At 50.2% G+C, this 18743-nt stretch carries 17 protein-coding genes and 2 riboswitches; of the genes, 16 read left to right on the top strand and 1 reads right to left on the bottom strand.

What is annotated here, in order from left to right; translation table 11 throughout:
* Positions 1-33: 33 nt before the first annotated feature.
* Positions 34-139: riboswitch (SAM riboswitch) on the top strand.
* 125 nt (positions 140-264) lie between these two features.
* The 10 genes from AUC31_RS15510 to AUC31_RS15465 all read left to right on the top strand — a co-directional run bounded on the left by AUC31_RS15510 (position 265) and on the right by AUC31_RS15465 (position 10465).
* Positions 265-1077, top strand: coding sequence for a transporter substrate-binding domain-containing protein (locus AUC31_RS15510; protein ID WP_058382320.1), 813 nt, complete (start codon positions 265-267; stop codon positions 1075-1077).
* Between the two features lie 21 nt (positions 1078-1098).
* Positions 1099-1818 (top strand): amino acid ABC transporter permease, encoded by a 720-nt coding sequence (locus tag AUC31_RS15505; RefSeq protein ID WP_058382321.1) that lies wholly within the window; start codon positions 1099-1101, stop codon positions 1816-1818.
* A complete protein-coding gene (locus tag AUC31_RS15500; protein WP_058382322.1) occupies positions 1818-2555 on the top strand; it encodes an amino acid ABC transporter ATP-binding protein in 738 nt (245 codons plus the stop codon). The genes AUC31_RS15505 and AUC31_RS15500 overlap by 1 nt, the downstream gene beginning before the upstream one ends.
* A gap of 42 nt (positions 2556-2597) precedes the next feature.
* On the top strand, positions 2598-3551 hold the full coding sequence (mmuM, locus tag AUC31_RS15495) for a homocysteine S-methyltransferase (RefSeq protein ID WP_058382323.1): 954 nt from the start codon (positions 2598-2600) through the stop codon (positions 3549-3551).
* 156 nt (positions 3552-3707) lie between these two features.
* Complete coding sequence (locus AUC31_RS15490) at positions 3708-4475, top strand: alpha/beta hydrolase (RefSeq protein ID WP_058382324.1); 768 nt, start codon at positions 3708-3710, stop codon at positions 4473-4475.
* A gap of 100 nt (positions 4476-4575) precedes the next feature.
* A riboswitch (SAM riboswitch) is annotated at positions 4576-4678 on the top strand.
* A 280-nt stretch (positions 4679-4958) separates the two neighbouring features.
* Positions 4959-6539, top strand: a complete 1581-nt coding sequence (locus AUC31_RS15485; RefSeq protein WP_058382325.1) for an ABC transporter substrate-binding protein — start codon at positions 4959-4961, stop codon at positions 6537-6539.
* A gap of 93 nt (positions 6540-6632) precedes the next feature.
* Entirely contained in the window at positions 6633-7577 is a 945-nt protein-coding gene (locus tag AUC31_RS15480; RefSeq protein ID WP_058382326.1) for an ABC transporter permease, read from the top strand.
* A gap of 23 nt (positions 7578-7600) precedes the next feature.
* Positions 7601-8431 carry an ABC transporter permease gene (locus tag AUC31_RS15475; protein WP_058382327.1) on the top strand — a complete coding sequence of 277 codons (831 nt, stop codon included), beginning with the start codon at positions 7601-7603 and terminating at the stop codon, positions 8429-8431.
* Between the two features lie 13 nt (positions 8432-8444).
* Positions 8445-9452 carry an ABC transporter ATP-binding protein gene (locus AUC31_RS15470; protein WP_058382328.1) on the top strand — a complete coding sequence of 336 codons (1008 nt, stop codon included), beginning with the start codon at positions 8445-8447 and terminating at the stop codon, positions 9450-9452.
* The gene (locus tag AUC31_RS15465) at positions 9449-10465 is read left to right on the top strand and encodes an ABC transporter ATP-binding protein (protein ID WP_058382329.1); all 1017 of its coding nucleotides are present in this window, start codon (positions 9449-9451) and stop codon (positions 10463-10465) included. Before AUC31_RS15470 ends, AUC31_RS15465 begins: the two co-directional genes overlap by 4 nt.
* Before the next feature lie 139 nt (positions 10466-10604).
* Here AUC31_RS15465 and AUC31_RS15460 read toward each other — a convergent pair whose 3' ends face one another.
* Positions 10605-11177: a YdeI/OmpD-associated family protein gene (locus tag AUC31_RS15460; protein ID WP_058382330.1), complete on the bottom strand. Its 573-nt coding sequence runs from the start codon at positions 11175-11177 to the stop codon at positions 10605-10607.
* Positions 11178-11331: 154 nt separating this feature from the next.
* Between AUC31_RS15460 and AUC31_RS15455 the strand changes: the two genes are divergently transcribed.
* The 6 genes from AUC31_RS15455 (at position 11332) to AUC31_RS15430 (ending at position 18437) form a co-directional block, all read left to right on the top strand.
* Positions 11332-11973 carry a Yip1 family protein gene (locus AUC31_RS15455; RefSeq protein ID WP_058382331.1) on the top strand — a complete coding sequence of 214 codons (642 nt, stop codon included), beginning with the start codon at positions 11332-11334 and terminating at the stop codon, positions 11971-11973.
* A 228-nt stretch (positions 11974-12201) separates the two neighbouring features.
* Positions 12202-14451 carry a catalase/peroxidase HPI gene (gene katG / locus AUC31_RS15450; RefSeq protein WP_058382332.1) on the top strand — a complete coding sequence of 750 codons (2250 nt, stop codon included), beginning with the start codon at positions 12202-12204 and terminating at the stop codon, positions 14449-14451.
* Positions 14452-14658: 207 nt separating this feature from the next.
* A complete protein-coding gene (locus AUC31_RS15445; protein WP_058382333.1) occupies positions 14659-15333 on the top strand; it encodes a hypothetical protein in 675 nt (224 codons plus the stop codon).
* A gap of 242 nt (positions 15334-15575) precedes the next feature.
* Positions 15576-17135: a histidine kinase N-terminal 7TM domain-containing diguanylate cyclase gene (locus AUC31_RS15440; RefSeq protein WP_058382334.1), complete on the top strand. Its 1560-nt coding sequence runs from the start codon at positions 15576-15578 to the stop codon at positions 17133-17135.
* A 178-nt stretch (positions 17136-17313) separates the two neighbouring features.
* Positions 17314-17880, top strand: a complete 567-nt coding sequence (locus tag AUC31_RS15435) for a DUF4256 domain-containing protein (RefSeq protein WP_058382335.1) — start codon at positions 17314-17316, stop codon at positions 17878-17880.
* 68 nt (positions 17881-17948) lie between these two features.
* Positions 17949-18437: an LURP-one-related/scramblase family protein gene (locus AUC31_RS15430; protein WP_058382336.1), complete on the top strand. Its 489-nt coding sequence runs from the start codon at positions 17949-17951 to the stop codon at positions 18435-18437.
* Positions 18438-18743 lie beyond the last annotated feature (306 nt).

Genomic DNA, 18743 nt, shown 5'->3' with positions numbered 1-18743 from the left:
AATACTATCGTTAATATGTTAAAAAAATTAAATAACTTATCCAGAGAGACTGAGGGACAGGCCCTATGACGTCCAGCAACCATCATATTCATGAGAGGTGCTAATTCCTGCAGGATGTATTCATTCTGAGAGATAAGAAATTGGTCGAAGCCTCTTTCCTATTGAAAGAGGCTTTTTTGCATCCAAAAGGAGGGCAGGCACTCTACACAAGGCGGAAAGTCCAGCCCTATCATAAAAAACTACACACCAAAAGGAGCTTGAATTATGAAAAGAAACGCTTATGTATTCGCAACTGCCTGTTTAGTGGGGCTTGCCGGGGCACTCGCCGGCTGTTCATCGGAAGAGACGGCGAACGCTGACGGAGAGCAAGTGATCCGCGTCGGGACGCAAAACGACTATCCGCCTTTCGCTTTTGCGGATGATGCCAACCAGCTGACGGGCTACGACGTGGACATGATGAAAGCCGTCGATGAACAATTGGACGGCTATACGTTTGAATACGTCGCCGTACCGTGGGACAGCATGTTCCTTGCGCTCGAGTCAAATAAAATTCAGGCCATCGCCGACCAAGTAGCGAAAACGCCGGAACGCCAAGAAAAGTATTTGTTCACCGATGAATCGTATTTCGCAGCGGAAACGGTCATCGCAGTGAAGGAAGGCCGAGAAGACATTCAGACGATTGAAGATTTGGAAGGCAAAGCGGTCGGGGCGTTGGCGGGTGACTCCTATACTTTATTGCTTGAGGAATATAACGAAACTGCCGCCGAGCCGATCGAACTGAAATACAGCGAAAGCGGCAACCCGTCGGAAATTCTGCAGGATGTGCAGAACGGACGCGTCGACGCTTACGTCAATGACCCGATCATGATGAACGCGGTGCTGGAAAAGAATGACCTCGGCGTGGAGATTGTCGGCCAGCCTTTGGTCAATGACGATATGGGCATCGTCTTGAAAGACGAAGAAAAAGGCAAAGAGCTGAAAGCCTTAATCGACCCGATTTTGAAACAGCTGAAAGAAGACGGCACCTTGTCCGAACTGTCCGAGAAATGGACCGGCGGCGACTACATCCCTGAATAAGCTAGCGGAAGGACAGAGACAATGGAAAATTTACTGGACTTGAATTTCTTGATCGAGAGCTTTCCTGCCATTATTTCCAGGCTGCCGGTTACGATCGGCATAGCAGTCGGCTCGCTGCTTTTGAGTCTGGTCATCGGCGTGGCTGCGGCATTGATCAAAATCTACAAAGTGCCCGTGCTCAGCGTCATCACGTCGATCTATATTTCCTTTATCCGGGGGACGCCGTTATTGGTGCAGATTTACCTGGTGTTTTACGGGATTCCGAAAATCATTTATTTTCTTCAGAGCGAATACGGCTGGCTTCAGTCGGCGGACGTCAATAGCATCGCGCCGGAATTCTATGCCTTGATGGCCTTTTCCATCAATTTGGGCGCGTATTTATCCGAGACGATCCGTTCGGCGATCGAATCGGTCGACCGCGGCCAGTTCGAAGCCGCCAAAGCAATCGGCATGACGCCTGTGCAGATGATGCTGAAGATCGTCTTTCCACAGGCCTTGACGGTAGCGATCCCGAACCTCGGCAATATGTTCATCAGCACCATCAAAGACACCTCGCTCGTGTTCATCATCGGCGTCATCGATATCATGGGGCAGGCAAAAATCCTCGGCTCCCGCGGCTTGGCGTTCTTTGAGGTGTATATCGCCGTCTCGATCGTCTATTGGATCTTATGCATTGCCGTCGAGCGATTATTGGTGAAGATCGAGAAGCGTGCACGCAGATATGAAAGAGGGATTGCCTGATGATCAAATTGGAGAAGCTGCATAAATATTACGATCGCCAGCATGTGTTGAAAGGCATCGATTTAACCGTCGAAAAAGGCGAAGTGGTGGCGGTCCTCGGGCCAAGTGGTTCCGGGAAGTCGACGTTGTTGCGCTGCATCAATTTTCTCGAAGATCCGACGAGCGGCATCGTGGAAATCGGCGGAAAGCGGGTGGATGCGGCCACCGCCAAGAAAAAGGAAATCTTCGCGCTCAGGACTGCAACGGGCATGGTGTTCCAGCAATACAACCTGTTCAAGAATCTGACTGTGCTGCAAAATGTCTCCGTCGGTTTGACGAGCGTCAAGCGGATGAAAAAAGACGCTGCTGACAAGAAAGGCATCGAGATGCTCGAGCAGGTCGGCTTGTCGTCTAAACTGAGCCATTACCCTGCGCAATTGTCCGGAGGCCAGCAGCAGCGTGTCGGCATCGCCCGTGCGCTGGCTTTGGACCCGGAAGTGCTGTTATTCGACGAACCGACTTCTTCATTGGACCCTGAACTGGTCGATGAAGTATTGGCCACCATCCGCCGCGTCGCGGACACCGGAAAAACGATGTTCATCGTGACCCATGAATTGAGTTTTGCGCGGGAAATTTCGGACCGCGTCATCTTTATGGAAGACGGCGTCATTATTGAGCAAGGCACGGCTGAGCAAATTTTCACTGAGCCCGCCGTTGAAAGAACGAGACAATTTTTAGGGAAAGCCGTCCAAGGCTGAGGGAATAAAGTGAAACGACTGAGAGCGGAAGGATGGTTTGGAATGAACCCGATTGAACAGATATTGAACGAGTTCCCGGTCCTCATCGTGGACGGGGCTATGGCGACAGAACTTGAAAACTATGGATGCAATTTAAATGATTCTTTATGGTCAGCGAAAATATTGATGGAAAATCCGGAGTTAATCAAGAAAGTGCATGTGGATTATTTCCAGGCTGGGGCGGATTGTGCCATTACGGCCAGTTACCAGGCGACTATTGAAGGCTATCAGGAGAGAGGGCTGACAGAATCACAAGCGATCGCATTGATCACGAAGTCTGTCGAGTTGGCAACACAAGCGCGCGACGAGTTTTGGGGCGCTGCAGCGGATCGCTCGGACAGGCCCAAGCCTTTAGTGGCGGCATCAGTCGGCCCGTACGGCGCATTTTTATCGGACGGGTCTGAATACCGCGGCGGCTATGCGATTGGCGAAGAGCAATTGGCCGCATTTCATAGAGAGCGCATCCGGGTGCTGGTGGAAGCAGGAGCGGATATTTTAGCGTGCGAAACTTTGCCGTGCCTTGCGGAAGCGAAAGCGATCGTGAGCGTGCTGGAAGAATTCCCGCAAGTGTCTGCCTGGTTCACATTCAGTGCGAAAGATGAGTTCCATATCAGCGACGGGGAGCGGATCGCGGATTGTGCAAAATGGCTCGAGCAACAACCGCAAGTGGCGGCAATCGGCATTAATTGCACAGCTCCGCAGTTTATCGAATCCTTGATCCAGGAAGTGAAAAGCGCGTCTTCCAAACCGGTCATCGTTTATCCGAATTCCGGCGCCACTTACGACCCGATAAGCAAAACCTGGAGCGAAGAACCGTCAGCTGGTGCGTTTTCAGCTAATTCGAAAGCCTGGCATAAAGCAGGAGCAGATATCATCGGCGGCTGTTGCAGCACGACTCCCGATGATATTGCAGCGATCGCCTCGTGGGCGCGCCAAGGGAAGGCTTCGGAAGTTTAAGGCAGCTCCTGATGCGGGTGATCGTTCATTTTATAAAACCTAGTTGACAAGTAGGTTTTAAATATAGTCTAATGTGAATAAGCTTTTTTCGCATTACTTCACATTAAAGGCAGCTAGTGGGCCTCCTGATTTTTAAACAGCTGAAGGAGGGATTGCATGAACGAACAATATCCTGTCATCCAAGGGGCGGAAGCCTTCTTTCTGAAAGGCGGCGGCACCGGCATCCTACTGTGCCACGGGTTTCTCGGCACGCCGCAAAGCGTTAGGGAGTTAGGCGAAGCGCTCGGCAAGCAAGGCTATACGGTTTCCTGTCCGCGGCTGCCAGGCCATGGCACCCATTTCAAGGACCTGCAACCATTCTCTAATGAGGACTGGTTCCAGAGTGTCGAGCAGGCCTATTTAGAACTCAAGCAAACATGCACATCGGTCTTTGTCATTGGGCAATCGATGGGCGGCACCTTGAGCTTGGATCTGGCCAGCCGCCATTCTGAAATCCGTGGCATCGCGTTGATCAATCCGGCGATCGACATCCCGCAGTTTGAAACTTACCGCAGCCGCCCGGCCCATGCTTACGTCACAGAAGATGCGCCCGATATTAAAAAAGCGGATGCGGTGGAAATCACTTACGGGCAAGCGCCGGTCAAAGCGTATCAGCAATTGCTCGGCTATATGGATGCTGTCCGCGCAAAGCTCGGCGAAGTCCACTGCCCGGTCGTGTGTTTCCAGTCGCTTGAAGATCATGTCGTACCGCCAGCCAACACCGATTATATTCTCGGCAAGGTCGGTTCAGAACACGCGTTCAAGCACGAACTCCATAATTCCTATCACATCGCTTCCATGGACCATGAATTGGATTTTATCGTCGCCAAATCTATTGAATGGATCGAACAGTCGAGTGTTTTGCCGGCAGGACGGCAAGCGTAAACCAAATCGAATTTCAGCGTCATGTAAATAAATTCAATTTCTTCAAAATAATGTTGACAAGCTGGATCAAGGGCCGTAACATGAACTTTACAATTTAATCATCTTATCGAGATTGACTGAGGGACTGGCCCTGAGACGTCAAAGCAGCAGACCGCAATGCGGCACTGTGCTAATTCCTTGTACCGCGCGTACAGAGATAAGAGAGGCGATCGAACGTATGAAACCACTCCTCTTCTTGTCGAAAAGAAGAAGGGGTTTTTTTATTACGTTAAAACCAAGTAAACAGGTAAGATAAATTATTTTTGGCGAAGGAGGTGCCTTCAGTGGACAAATGGTTTTCGAAATACCGTCGGAGCTTGAGCGGCAGATTGGCGCATCAACACTTCGACGCTTCATTGAAAATCTGGGAACTTGGATAGGCTTTTAAGCAGTTGCATACATACTCGAGGCATCATTATTTTTTAAATCATAAGGAGGAACATCGTGAAGAATATCATCTTTTTAGTTATCACGTTAATTGCACTTATCGGATTGGCCGGTTGTTCCGGCAGTGAAGCAAGCCCATCAGATTCAGGCGCAGCTTCAGAACCTGTAGAAGGCGGAGAATTGAATGTGGCGATCGGCGCAGATCCGAACACGCTCGATTGGATGTATACAGGGGAAAGTGCCGCTCGCAAAATCGGCTGGCATATTTATGAAGGCTTGTTTGCCTTGAACCAGGATTTTGAAGCGGCACCGCTGCTCGCGGAAGATTATGAAGTGAGCGAAGACGGAAAAACCTACACGATTAATTTGCGTGAAGGCGTAACTTTCCATAACGGGGAACCAGTAACGGCAGAAGATGCCAAAGCGTCCATCGAACGTTGGCTGAAAGTGTCATCTGTCGGCAAGATCACCAACGACCACGTGGAGTCCGTAGAAGCAGACGGCTCGCAATTGACCATTCAATTGAACAAAGCCTATAGCTCCTTGCTTTCCGATTTGGCTGCCCCGAAATCGGCTGCAGTCGTCTTGCCGAAAGCAATCGCTGAAGCGGCCGGCGAAAAGCCGCTCGACCATGACCAGTATATCGGCACCGGGCCTTTCCAGTTTGATTCGTGGAAGCGCGGCGATGAAATCGTACTTTCCAAATACGACGACTATGCATCCAGAACCGATGAGACAAGCGGTTTGACGGGAGAGAAAAAAGCGTATGTGGATTCGGTCCATTTCAAGATCGTCAAAGACCCTCAAGTGGTGGTTAATGGCTTGAAAACCGGGCTTTACGATTTCGGCGATGAAGTGCCGCTCGATTTGTACGAAGTGATTGAAAGCACGCCGAATATCGAAGCAGGCACCGCCACTAACGGCTATACGGTGTTGACGCCGGATAAATCGGAAGCGCCTTTCGATGACTTGCAAGTGCGCCAGGCATTGAACGCTGCACTCGATAAAGAAGCGATTGCCAAAGCAACATACGGCAACGAGGAATTTTACGAATTGGACGGCGCGTTGTTTACGCCGAACCAAACTGCCCTGTATTCGGAAGAAAACACAGACGGCTTCCTATCCTACGATGTGGATGAAGCGAAACGCTTATTGGAAGAAAGCAGCTACGACGGTGAGCCGATCAAAATTATCTTCTCAAGCGATTCCAACGACTATAAGAAAATTGCCGAGATCGCTGAACAGCAGCTTGAAGCAGCCGGCTTTGCGGTCGAGCTGGAATCCTATGAATGGGCAACATACCTTGAGAAATGGGGAGAGGCTACCAATTGGGATCTCGTTGTCGTCGGATGGTCCCCGTTCTTCTCGCCGAACCAGGCAGGCATGTTGAGCCAGGATTCGAACAGCAGCGGCTGGTACAACAGCGAGAAATGGCAGGAGCAAATCGCCCAGTGGGCACAAGCGGAATCCGAGGAAGAGCGACAGCAGATCCTCGCCGGCTTGAACGAAACGCTCTACGAAGAATTGCCGTTTGAAAAAGTGACGAACATCTCGAACTTGAATGCGCGCACAACCGATATCCACGACTATAGCGAATGGTACGGCCCGCGCTTCTGGAATACGTATAAAACCAATTAAAAACGAGCCATCAAACAGGATAACTAAGAGAAGAAAATCGTCAGGAACGATGCTGGCGATTTTCTTCCTTTTATGGAGAAGGGGGAACACGCAATGCTGAACTACACGATTCGCCGGTTGTTGTCGGTGATTCCCGTCATGCTGGTCGTCAGTGTCATCGTCTTTATGATCGTGCATTTGACTCCCGGTAACCCGGCGTTTCTCATTTTAGGAGAAGACAGTTCACCGGAAGCGATTGCTGATTTGGAGCGTGAACTGGGCTTGGACCAAGCGCTTTATGTCCAATTCTTCAATTGGTTTTCACAAGTCATCACGGGGGATCTCGGAACTTCCGTTTACTCTTCGCAATCGGTGACCTCGCTGATCGCTGAGAATTTCGGGCCGACCTTCAGCTTGATGGCGCTGTCGACGGTGATTTTGCTCGCCATTGCCATTCCAGTGGCGATCCTCATCGTCGCGCTGCGCAAGACCGTCTTGGATCCGATCTTCACATCGGTTTCCTTGTTCGGCGTATCCGTCCCGGAATTCTGGCTCGCGACGCTATTGGTGCTTGGCTTCGGCGTTGCGCTGCCGATCTTTCCGGTGGCCGGCTATGTGCCGTTTGCGGAAGGGGCGGATGCATGGCTTCACCATATTTTGCTGCCGTCGTTTGTACTAGCGATCGTCGAAGTGGGCATCATCGCGCGGATGCTGCGCGACAGCATGCTCGATTCGGTCAATCAGGATTACATCAAAACGGCGCGCGCGAAAGGCGTAAAGGAACGTGAAGTATTGATGCGCCATGTCTTCGTCAATGCCTTGATCCCGACGACGACGGTACTCGGCGCTACCGTGGCCGGCTTGCTTGGCGGCACGGTCATCATCGAGACTTTGTTCACGATTCCGGGCATCGGCCAGCTCTTGGTCGATTCCATCCACCGGCGCGATTACCCAGTCGTCCAGGGAATTGTGCTGTTCATTGCCGGTATTTATGTATTCGTCAATTTATTGGTGGATTTGCTCTACACGTTCCTCGATCCGCGCATCCGCTATGATTGACTATTTGGAAGGAGACGAAACCGATGTTTACTAAGAAAACGAATCTATTGGCGATGGCCATGCTGGTACTTGTCGCGCTTGCGGCGATCACCGCCAGTTCCTGGCTGCCTTTCTCGCCGGCCGCGATTTCCCCGGAACAGCGCTTGACCGGCCCTTCGGCGGCGCATTGGTTCGGCACCGATGATTTCGGTCGCGACATTTTCTCGCGGACCATCGTCGCCGCCCGGGTGTCCTTGTCTGTCGGCGTCATCGTTGCGGTGCTGTCGACGGTAATCGGCACCGTGATCGGCTTGATTTCCGGTTACTTCCGTAAAGTGGATTTCGTGCTGATGCGAATCATCGATGGCTTTCTGGCGTTTCCGGCACTGATCCTTGCGCTGGCGCTGGTCGCGGCACTTGGCGGCAGCATCACCAATATCATCATCGCTTTGACGCTGGCGTTTTTCCCGGTCATGGCGAGAGTCGTCCGTTCGGCGACGCTGCAAGTGAAAAACCAATCCTATATCGAAGCCGCCCAGACGACCGGGTCGAGCCATGCGGTGATTATCACCAAATACATATTGCCGAATATCTTGTCCCCAGTCATTGTCCAAAGCACCTTTATTTTTGCGAAAGCGATTTTAGCGGAAGCGGCGCTCAGCTTTCTCGGCGTGGGGGTTAACCCGTCAACGCCGACCTGGGGCAATATGCTGCAGGAAGCACAGATTTACGTGACCATCGCGCCTTGGTATTCCATTTTCCCGGGCCTTGCGATTGTCATCACCGTTCTGGCTTTGAACTTGCTCGGCGATGGGCTAAGAGACAGTTTTAATCCACATCAAGCGAAACGCAAGCGCAAAACGAAGCTTGCCTGAAAGGGGTATTCGAATGCTGCAAGTAGATAATCTTCATGTCCATCTCGATACACCGGGCGGCCTCGTGAAAGCGGTCGACGGCGTGTCCTTCTCCATCCAAAAAGGAGAGACCATCGGCATCGTTGGGGAGTCGGGGAGCGGCAAAAGCGTGCTTGCCCATTCCTTGATGAAGCTCAATCCGGAACCGCCTGCACTGTATCCACAAGGCACGATTCATTTTGAAGGCCAGCCGGTATTGAAAATGTGCAAAACGGAACTGAGAAAACTGCGGGGCAACGACATCGCCATGATTTTTCAGGATCCGATGTCGAGCTTGAATCCCGTCTCCAAAATCGGCAAGCAATTGATCGAAGCCATACAAGCGCATCAAAAACGTCCGAAACAGCAAGCGCGCGAAAAAGCGATCGAGTTATTGGAAGACGTCGGCATTGCCGATGCCAAAGCGCGCATGAACAGCTACCCGCATCAATTCTCGGGTGGGATGCGTCAGCGTGTGTTGATCGCCATGGCGCTTGCTTCCAATCCGAAACTATTGATTGCGGATGAGCCGACGACGGCGCTGGATGTCACGATACAGGCGCAAGTTTTGGATTTACTGAAGGGCATCCAGGAAAAATACGGCACAGCCATTCTCGTCATCACCCACGACCTCGGCGTCGTGGCCCATTTGGCTGACCGCATCCTGGTCATGTATGCCGGGAAAATCGTTGAATCGGGAAGTGCTGAAGATATCTTCTATAGAACGTCGATGCCGTATACGTGGTCGCTCTTGCGTTCGGTCCCGGTCATTCTGGAAGGCGGCCCAGAGCGGCTCATCCCGATCGACGGGCAGCCGCCGAGTTTGATCGACCGGCCGGCAGGATGCGCGTTCGAACCGAGATGCCCGTTCGCACGGGACGCATGCCGGCAAGTTGATCCGCCGCTGGAGCATCGCGAAGACAATCATTCGGCAGCGTGCATTCTCCCAAGCAATGAATTCGAAGAACAGAAAAAGCAATTGGAAGGGGTGCTGACAACATGAGCGCATTATTGGATATTAAAGGGCTGCATGTCCATTTCCCCGTAAAAAAAGGCTTGTTGCAGCGCGACAAAAGCTACGTCAAAGCGCTTAACGGCATCGACCTCCAAGTCCAAAAAGGCGAGACACTCGGCATCGTCGGCGAATCGGGCTGCGGGAAAAGCACACTCGCGAGAAGCATCGTCGGCCTGCAGCAACCGACAGCGGGCGAAATCCTGTTCCACGGAAAAGATTACGCAGAAGCAAGCGCCAAAGAACTTCATGACATGCGGCGCAATGTCCAGATGATTTTTCAGGATCCCTATACCAGTTTGAATCCGCGCATGAAGATCGGGGACAGCGTAGCGGCGCCGTTGAAAGCCTATAAAAAGACCGAGCGGCTGGAATCGAGAGTCAAGGAATTGCTTGAACTCGTCGGCTTGAACCCGGACACCCATTACAATAAACTGCCGCATGAGTTTTCTGGCGGCCAGCGGCAACGTGTCGGCATTGCTCGCGCCCTTGCCCTGGAGCCCGAATTGCTGATCTGCGATGAGCCGGTCAGTGCACTCGATGTTTCGGTGCAGGCGCAAGTTATCAATTTGCTTCAAGATCTGCAGAAGCAATTGGGCTTGACCTATGTTTTCATCGCGCATGATTTATCCGTCATCAATCATTTGGCCGACCGCGTGGCGGTTATGTATTTAGGAAAAGTGATGGAGAAATCGGAACGGGGCGCATTCCATACAAAAGTCCAGCATCCGTACACGCAATCCTTGCTGTCGGCAGTGCCGGTACCCGATCCGTTGCTCGAGCGCGGCCGGGAACGCATCGTCTTAAAAGGAGAGCTGCCGTCGCCGGCGAACCCGCCAAGCGGCTGCGTATTCCACACAAGATGCCCAATGGCCACCGAACGCTGTAAAAACGAAGTGCCGGCGCTCGAACCGAGAGGGCTTTCGGGCCAGGAAGTCGCGTGTTTTTATCCACTTGTTGAAAAACAGCCGGCTGATGCGGCGAAAGATCCGCTACTTGTATAGAAGAAAAGGCATCTTTCCCAGCGCAAATGCGCGGGAAAGATGCCTTTTTTCGATGGAGATGACAGCGTTCCTCGCAAAGTTCTACCTAACACATGTAGAAATATCTACCTAACAAAGGTAGAAACATGCGACAAGCTTTTCAGTCGTTCAGTAAGCGCCCATTATCGTTCCATTGCCCGTACATTTTATTGGCGCGTGTATTCTCAATGAATTTCTCCAGCCGTTTATCGAATATTTCGCGGTCATAACTTTTATAGCCTTGGATATTATCGATTCGAACCCGGCGGTACAGGTCAGGGAAATTCAAGAAGTTTTCATATACTTGCGGATCTTGTTTCAAAGCGGATTCGATTTCTTCGTCGATCGCAAAAGATTCGGGCCGCATATCAGGGAGCACGCGGCGCCCTTGTTCAGTCATCAAGCCCAATTTCTCCAACCTTCTGACACGTTCTTTGTTCAATTCGGTCCAATTGCTGTTTTTCCGGCGCGGTGAAAACCGCTGTGCCAATTCATGGCTGTCGGTCTTTTTCGTGATGCCGTCAATCCAGCCAAAGCACAAAGCTTCTTCCACAGCATCCAAATAAGAGATTCCTTCTGGCCGTTCTTTGGTCCCAATCAGCACCCAGCAACATTTCGCCGAAGCCGAATGTTCCTCCATCCATTCCCTTAATTCTTGCCTGGAACGCGCGCCAAGCATATTGTCGATTTCCATTCGGCATGACTCCTTTCTCAATTGGCTGTTCGCTTATCATTTCCACGTCGATTTCACGCCCTTCGTCAAAAAAGGGTATTGGGGAGTTATGAAGAAACATAGGGGATAGTCTTTTGTGCCACTGCGATCTTTGACAAGAAAGGAGGAAGAAACCATGGTAAGGGAAGAGCGAATCAGAAATGAGCGCGGGGTGAATCCATTCACCGATATCTGGCTGCGCACGCGCGAAACCGTCCGTTTCGTCATTGAACGAAAATCATTCAAGTTCATTATACTGCTCATTGTCCTCACGGGCTTTGCTTCCGGTTTGATCGGGATGATGAATGAACGAAGCTCCGATATGGCGCCGTGGGCAGCGATTCTGCAGGCATTGGTGACCGGGCCGATCGGCAGCGCGTTCGGCTATTTCCTTGGAGCCGCAATCCTGGTGCTTGTCGGCCGGTTGTTTAAAGGGACGGCGACGTATCAGGAAATGTTCAAGGCGCTGGTCACTGCCCAAATCCCGCAAATTTGGCTGCTGCCGCTGCTGATCATCTGGGTGCTGGCCTCACCCGAAACCTTCCTGGCTGACCGGACAAATGTCGAAGGCGACCCAATTGTGGTCATCATGTCCATCGTCATGGCAGTCGTCTCTATCTGGACATTCGTTATCGTCTGCAAAGCGGTAGGCGAAGCACACCGCGTGTCGTCCTGGAAAGGCTTTTTCATCGTCGTGCTTCCGGGGATCATCATCACGATCATCGTTTTGATTATCGTCTTCGTGCTGTTCGCTTCATTCTTCAGGGAGTTTTCTTGAGGCTGGAAATGAAAATATATTATAGGAAGAAATTTGGGCAACTCTTACTGTTTTAAACGAAGCAGAAAAAGAATTGCCCGAATTTTTATCCATATTGCTGTTCAGCGGATCTCTAGTTTAGTATAATTCTAATGTAAGAATTATTATATGCAATTGGCAATACCCAACCACATGCGTGTTGGATAGAAGTTCACCTTTTTTCATTATCAATTGGGAGGTTTTTACAAGATGGATAACAACGAACAAAAGCGCCACACAGCTGCATCAGATGCACAATGCCCAATAACAGGCGCCGGCGGACAACAGCCGACGAGCCAAACGGGCGGACACCAGGACAGCGCCATCACGACTTCGAACAAGCCAGGCAAAACGCAAAATAAAGACTGGTGGCCGAATATGCTGAATTTGAATATTCTGCACCAGCATGACACGAAAACGAACCCTCTAGGGATAGAATTTGATTACCAAGCGGAATTCGAGAAATTGGATTACGATGCATTGAAACAAGATCTTCGCGACTTAATGACCAATAGCCAAGAATGGTGGCCAGCGGATTATGGCCATTACGGCGGATTGTTCATCCGTATGTCTTGGCACGCTGCGGGTACTTACCGTACAACGGATGGCCGCGGAGGCGGTTCTACCGGCAACCAGCGTTTCGCGCCGCTTAACAGCTGGCCGGATAACGTCAACTTGGACAAAGCGCGCCGTTTGCTTTGGCCGATCAAGAAAAAATACGGAAACAAAATCTCTTGGGCTGACTTGCTCGTCTTGACAGGCAACGTGGCACTTGAATCGATGGGCTTCAAAACTTTCGGATTCGGTGCAGGCCGTGAAGATATCTGGGCGCCTGAAGAAGACGTCTATTGGGGCAATGAAAAAGAATGGCTCGCGGATAACCGCTATTCCGGCGACCGCGAACTGGAAAACCCGCTCGCAGCCGTTCAAATGGGCTTGATCTACGTAAACCCAGAAGGCCCGAATGGCAAACCGGATCCGCTTGCAAGTGCAGTGGACATCCGTGAGACTTTTGCGCGCATGGGAATGAACGACGAAGAAACTGTTGCCTTGATCGCAGGCGGCCACACATTCGGTAAAGCGCACGGCGCTGGAGATCCTTCCAACGTAAGCGATGATCCGGAAGCGGCAGTCATGGAAAACATGGGGCTTGGCTGGAAGAGTTCATACGGCTCTGGTAAAGGCCGCGACACGATTTCAAGCGGCATTGAAGGCGCTTGGACTGCCAACCCGATCCAATGGGATAACGGCTATTACGAGCAATTGCTAGGCTATGAGTGGGAATTGACGAAATCTCCTGCCGGCGCTTATCAATGGACAGCAGTAGACCTATCTGAAGAGCAGATGGCACCGGATGCAGAAGATTCTTCCATCAAAGTGAAAACGATGATGACGACTGCCGATATGGCGCTTCGTGTAGATCCGGAATATGAAAAAATTTCCCGCCGTTTCTACGAAAACATGGAAGAGTTCCAAGATGCGTTTGCGCGTGCATGGTTCAAACTTCTTCACCGCGACATGGGCCCGAAAGTCCGCTACTGGGGACCAGAAGTTCCAGACGAAGAGTTGATCTGGCAAGATCCGGTACCGGCAGCGCCAGGAACGTTGAAAGACAAGGAATTGACTGAACTGAAAGCGAAAATCCTGGAAAGCGGCATCAACCCGCAGCAGCTGGTCAAAGCAGCTTGGGCTTCTGCCAGCACATTCCGCGGTTCCGACAAGCGCGGCGGCGCAAACGGTGCACGCATCCGCTTTGCACCTCAGCGCAGCTGGGATGCCAACGAACCGGAAGAGTTGGAAAAAGTGCTTTACTTCTATGAGCATTTGAAAGCAGAAACAGGTGACAAAGTAAGCATCGCCGACTTGATCGTCCTCGGCGGTAACGCAGCGATCGAACAAGCGGTCAAAGCAGCCGGTTTCGATATCGAAGTGCCATTCACGCAAGGCCGCGGAGACGCTCTTGAAGAGCAAACCGATGCCGAAAGCTTCAAAGTGCTTGAGCCGCTATCTGACGGTTTCAGAAACTACCATAAGAAAGAATATGCAACAAGCCCGGAAGAAATGCTGCTGGATAAAGCTCAATTGCTTGGCCTGACAGCTCCGGAAATGACTGTATTGGTCGGCGGCATGCGCGCACTTGGCGCAAACCACGAAGGCTCTACAGCAGGCATCTTGACTGACAACGTCGGCGTCTTGACTAACGACTTCTTCACGAAGCTGTTGGATATGGACATCGAGTGGGCTCCGGTCGAGTTCAATAAATACGAAGGCACAAACCGTGCAACTGGCGAATCCGCTGGCACTGCAACGCGCATTGACCTCGTATTCGGCTCGAACTCTATCCTGCGTGCGGTTGCTGAAGTCTATGCACAAGACGACAACAAAGAAAAATTCGTCCGCGACTTCATCAAAGCATGGAACAAAGTGATGAATGCCGATCGCTACGATTTGCAGAACTAAATCAAACACTGACTGGCCAGCATTTTGCTGGCCGGTTTTTTTTATAGGCTTAAACCGGGGAGGAAGAGGAGATTTCAGAAAAATGTAATTTCTTGTTGGGTTTAATGATAAACTGGAAACAAGAGCCATCAACCAAGAGAACGTTTTTTAACACCAGATGCGTCGCAGCCACTGGATTCAGTTCAAAAACGTAAGGAGAGGGTTATAGTGCCCAACAGGAAAAGTTTCTACAAACAGAGTGTGAGTGTCGGGGTTCTCGGTTCGGTCTTGTTCATGGCGGGGTGTGGAACGACAGATATCGCCGAACAGCCGGCAGAAAGTGAACAAGCCGAAGTGCAGACAACAACCGCATCGGATGGATCCGGAGGAACGGAACAACCGGAGGAAGAAGCTGAAGAAGTAACAGAAGAGGAAACGCAAGAGCCTGAAGAAGATACAGAAGGGGCGGAAGCTGAAACTGCTGCGACTGATGCAGAAGAACAAGCAGTGCCTGAAGACCAGCAAGGCATCACCATGCCGATGCCGCTTGGCACATCGCTGGATGATTTAATTAAATATTACGGACAACCCACTTACGACGATTTCTTCCTCGGGAGCCAACTCGTCATTTTCAACGAGGGAGAGGGTTATTTCTTTGATGACGAAGATATTGCAAAAGGTTTTTATATCGCCAATTCGGAGATCACTGTTTTTGATACCCGCGTCGGCATGACGTTTGAAGAAGTCGATGAGATTCTTGGGGCAGAAGGGGAAGTAGGCTACGACCGGGCCGAAACGCAGTATTATCTCAACGTCCATTATGTCGAGAATTACCGAATCACGTATTCGGCTGAGACAGAAGATGGCCCGATTGTGAATATAGTTGTCGTAAGGAGTAAATGATAAAAATGACTTCGGCCATGGCCGAAGTCATTTTTATATGGTGCAAAAAATTCACCGGAATCGATTCCCGAAATCAGCGGATCCATCCAACGAAAATGGAAAAACAATGAAATGGGCATATGCCTTTGCAACTCTTCTATTTGCAGTAAAAAATTTCTTTTTATTTAATGATATATTTCAATATTTTTCAATCGGACTATGCTACATTATGAATAAAAACAGTGAAAGAGGGGGTGTCTTCCGTGAATTCCCCGCTGATGATTTACCTTACCTTGATTTGTATGTCGACAGTATTTATCTTGTTTTTACTCATATACGTTTTCCGGAAGCGCCATAATTATTCGGAAATTGCCCGTTATTTCCTGCTCTATACCGCGGCAATCGGCATTTATTGCTTTGGCGCCGGGATGGCGTTGACAGCGGACACGCTTGGGCAAATGAAGTTTTGGACGGTCATTCAATACATCGGCATGCCGTTTTCTGCGCCTCTCGGTTTGCTGTTCATCATGCGCTACTTGGGAATTAACGTGACGAGGACGGGATTTTGGTCCCTAATGATCGTGCCGTTCATTACCTTGCTGATGGTCATCACCAACGATTGGCATGGGTTGCATTATCGGGTATTTGAAGCAGACCCGGTGATGGGCATGCCGTTCATCTATCAGGAAATCGGGACCTGGTATGCGGTCCATGGCCTTTACATCTTTTCCTGTATGTTCGTGGCTTTTGTACTCTTGCTGTCCAAGTGGAAAGAAACTGCCCGCGCTTACCGCCCCCAGCTAGCGGCTTTGCTGTTCGGTCAATTGTTGCCGATGCTGACGTCCTTTTTGTATTTGATTGGTGTGACGCCGAGCGGGTTGGATCCGGTGCCGATGGTGCTTTGGCTATCGTCTCTTTTATACTTTTGGGCGATCAGCTCATCGACCTTGTTTGCCATTATGCCGGTGGCAAAAGACATTATTTTCAATCACATTAAAGATGGCGTCATCGTGCTCGATAAGTCTCACCGATTGATAGAGTTTAACCGAGCCGCGAAAAACAATTTCCCGCTTTTGGATAAGCCCATGTACGGCATGGAATTTCAGGAAATCTGGCTGCGCCTCACAGGGAATCGGTTCCCTGTCGAACTGGAGAGCATGGACCTTCAGGAAGTTCAAGCCGTTATGGGCGAGTCGGAGCGCATCTACCAAATCAGCGCATCGACCATGAAGCACGGGGAAAGCAGTCAAGGCTTGCTGCTTATTTTCACGGACGTGACCGAATTGAAAAAACTGCAGAAGCAACTGGAGCATCAAGCCTTTTACGACGAATTGACCCAGGTTTACAACAGGCGCGCTTTCTTGCGGCAATGCGAAAAGGATTTTGCAGACGCTAAAAAGAAGTCCATTCCTTTCTCAGTCATTCTCATGGACATCGATCATTTTAAAGCGATCAATGACACATATGGACACGATATAGGCGACGAGGTCCTAGTCCACATCGCACGAATTTGCCGAAACAAATTGCAGCAAGGGCAGATTTTTGCCCGTTACGGCGGCGAGGAGTTTGTGCTGGCATTGAAAGGAACTACAGTAGAGCAAGCGGAGCAAGTCGGCAATGAACTAAGGAGCTACTTGCAGTTACATCCACTCGTGACAGGCGAAAGAGTAATTCCAGCTACAGTGAGCATGGGGGTTTCCCAGAGTACGACCGGAAGTTTGCAGCAGCTTTTGAAGGAAGCTGATCTCGCTCTGTATGAAGCGAAGCAGAATGGGCGAGATCGGGTGGCTGTGTACAAGCAGATAGTGGAATCAATTAAGTGAAATTAATAAAAGGCATCTTTGATGAAGCAAATTCATCAAAGATGCCTTTTACTGTCCCGAAAACTCTTGCTTATCCAAAGAGCCATAAGCAGGAGAAATCATGCAGGATGTCAAAAGTAAGGAAGCAGGCAGTAGCACGGATTTTCAAAAACGATCAGTTTGAATAGGAGGCTTTTAAATGTGTGCCGTTAAAAAGCAGATGACCGAAGACCAACGCCAAAATTTGCTTGACATCTTGAAACAGCGCTTTGAACAAAACGAGCAACGCCACGAGAAGATGGGCTGGGACAATGTCCTGCTGAAACTGGATGAAACCCCCGAGAAACTGTTGGTGTTGCATCGAATGGAGGAAACCGGCGGCGAACCGGACGTCATCGGCTATGAAGCAGAGACCGGGATGTTCTTGTTTTGCGATTGTTCAAAAGAAAGCCCGGCAGGACGCAGAAGCCTTTGCTATGACCGGGAGGCGCTTGACTCGCGCAAAAAGAATAAACCCGAAAGTTCAGCAGTCGACAGGGCGGCTGAGATCGGCATTGAATTATTGACAGAAGAGCAGTACAGGCTGCTTCAGACTTTGGGTGAGTTCGATTTGAAGACGTCGAGCTGGCTCGAGACGCCACAGGAAATCCGGGAGCGCGGCGGGGCGATTTTTGGCGATTTCAGGTACGGACAGGTTTTTGTTTACCATAACGGAGCGGATTCCTATTATGCTGCAAGAGGATTCAGGGGCATTTTGAAAGTATAGGCGATAAGGATGTTTCACGTGGAACGAAACGAAAGCCCATATTAACAGAAACCAGAAAGGAAGTTATTATGAAGCATCTCTATATTAAACAAAAAGTGTTCAGCTTGAGCGAGAAGTTCACGGTGAAAGACGAACAAGAGCGGGATCGGTATTTCGTCGAAGGCAGTTTTTTGAAAATCCCGAAGACCTTTTCGATCTTGGATGCTGAAAACCAAGAGATCGGGCTTATAACAAAAAAGACCTTTAGTTTCTTGCCGACTTTCTTCGTGGAAGTGGACGGACAGGAAGCTGTCATGATCAAAAAAGAATTCACTTTCCTGAAGCCGCGTTATGCCATTGAAGCGGAAGGCATCGATGTCCAGGGGAATTGGTGGGAAATGACCTTCGATATCCTTCGGCACGGGCAAGTCATCGGTTCGGTGAGCAAGCAATGGCTCAGCTGGGGAGACACGTATCAAGTAGACATCCTGGATGAAACGATGGAGCATCTCATCATTTCGCTCGTCGTTGCGATTGATTGCGTAAAAGCCGACCAAGCTGCGGCCGCTTCGGGCTAATAGGAAATAGTGTTGGCTAGAGAGGCAAAAAGCCATAATTTCCGAAGCTTATCGCTCGCTTGCCGTGGGCTCGCGCCCAAGCCTCCTCGCTCACTATGTTCACTGTGGGGTCTCGGTCGTCTCGTCGCTTACGCTGCTCCAAATAAAAAGCTAGGTCATTGATTTACTAAATGTCAAAACGCAATCATTCATATAAAAGCTTATAGACTTATTCAACACTCTAGATACACTCACGTCATAAGTGGGTGTTTTTTTAATAGCTATAAACAAAATTCTGAAAAAATAGATTTGAAAATTAATTCCAAT

The sequence above is a fragment of the Planococcus rifietoensis genome, from assembly GCF_001465795.2.
Lineage (GTDB): Bacteria > Bacillota > Bacilli > Bacillales_A > Planococcaceae > Planococcus > Planococcus rifietoensis.
The sequence above is the reverse complement of the archived record's forward strand: the minus strand, read 5'-3'. Positions and strand labels throughout refer to the sequence as shown.

What these genes read in the sequence shown, in the direction of transcription:
- AUC31_RS15465 (WP_058382329.1), top strand. Translation starts at nt 9,449, where the DNA reads ATGAGCGCATTATTGGATATTAAAGGGCTGCATGTCCATTTCCCCGTA.
- AUC31_RS15435 (WP_058382335.1), top strand. Translation starts at nt 17,314, where the DNA reads ATGTGTGCCGTTAAAAAGCAGATGACCGAAGACCAACGCCAAAATTTG.
- AUC31_RS15475 (WP_058382327.1), top strand. Translation starts at nt 7,601, where the DNA reads ATGTTTACTAAGAAAACGAATCTATTGGCGATGGCCATGCTGGTACTT.
- mmuM (WP_058382323.1), top strand. Translation starts at nt 2,598, where the DNA reads ATGAACCCGATTGAACAGATATTGAACGAGTTCCCGGTCCTCATCGTG.
- AUC31_RS15460 (WP_058382330.1), bottom strand. Translation starts at nt 11,177, where the DNA reads ATGGAAATCGACAATATGCTTGGCGCGCGTTCCAGGCAAGAATTAAGG.
- AUC31_RS15430 (WP_058382336.1), top strand. Translation starts at nt 17,949, where the DNA reads ATGAAGCATCTCTATATTAAACAAAAAGTGTTCAGCTTGAGCGAGAAG.
- AUC31_RS15480 (WP_058382326.1), top strand. Translation starts at nt 6,633, where the DNA reads ATGCTGAACTACACGATTCGCCGGTTGTTGTCGGTGATTCCCGTCATG.
- AUC31_RS15500 (WP_058382322.1), top strand. Translation starts at nt 1,818, where the DNA reads ATGATCAAATTGGAGAAGCTGCATAAATATTACGATCGCCAGCATGTG.
- AUC31_RS15455 (WP_058382331.1), top strand. Translation starts at nt 11,332, where the DNA reads ATGGTAAGGGAAGAGCGAATCAGAAATGAGCGCGGGGTGAATCCATTC.
- AUC31_RS15470 (WP_058382328.1), top strand. Translation starts at nt 8,445, where the DNA reads ATGCTGCAAGTAGATAATCTTCATGTCCATCTCGATACACCGGGCGGC.
- AUC31_RS15490 (WP_058382324.1), top strand. Translation starts at nt 3,708, where the DNA reads ATGAACGAACAATATCCTGTCATCCAAGGGGCGGAAGCCTTCTTTCTG.
- katG (WP_058382332.1), top strand. Translation starts at nt 12,202, where the DNA reads ATGGATAACAACGAACAAAAGCGCCACACAGCTGCATCAGATGCACAA.
- AUC31_RS15510 (WP_058382320.1), top strand. Translation starts at nt 265, where the DNA reads ATGAAAAGAAACGCTTATGTATTCGCAACTGCCTGTTTAGTGGGGCTT.
- AUC31_RS15505 (WP_058382321.1), top strand. Translation starts at nt 1,099, where the DNA reads ATGGAAAATTTACTGGACTTGAATTTCTTGATCGAGAGCTTTCCTGCC.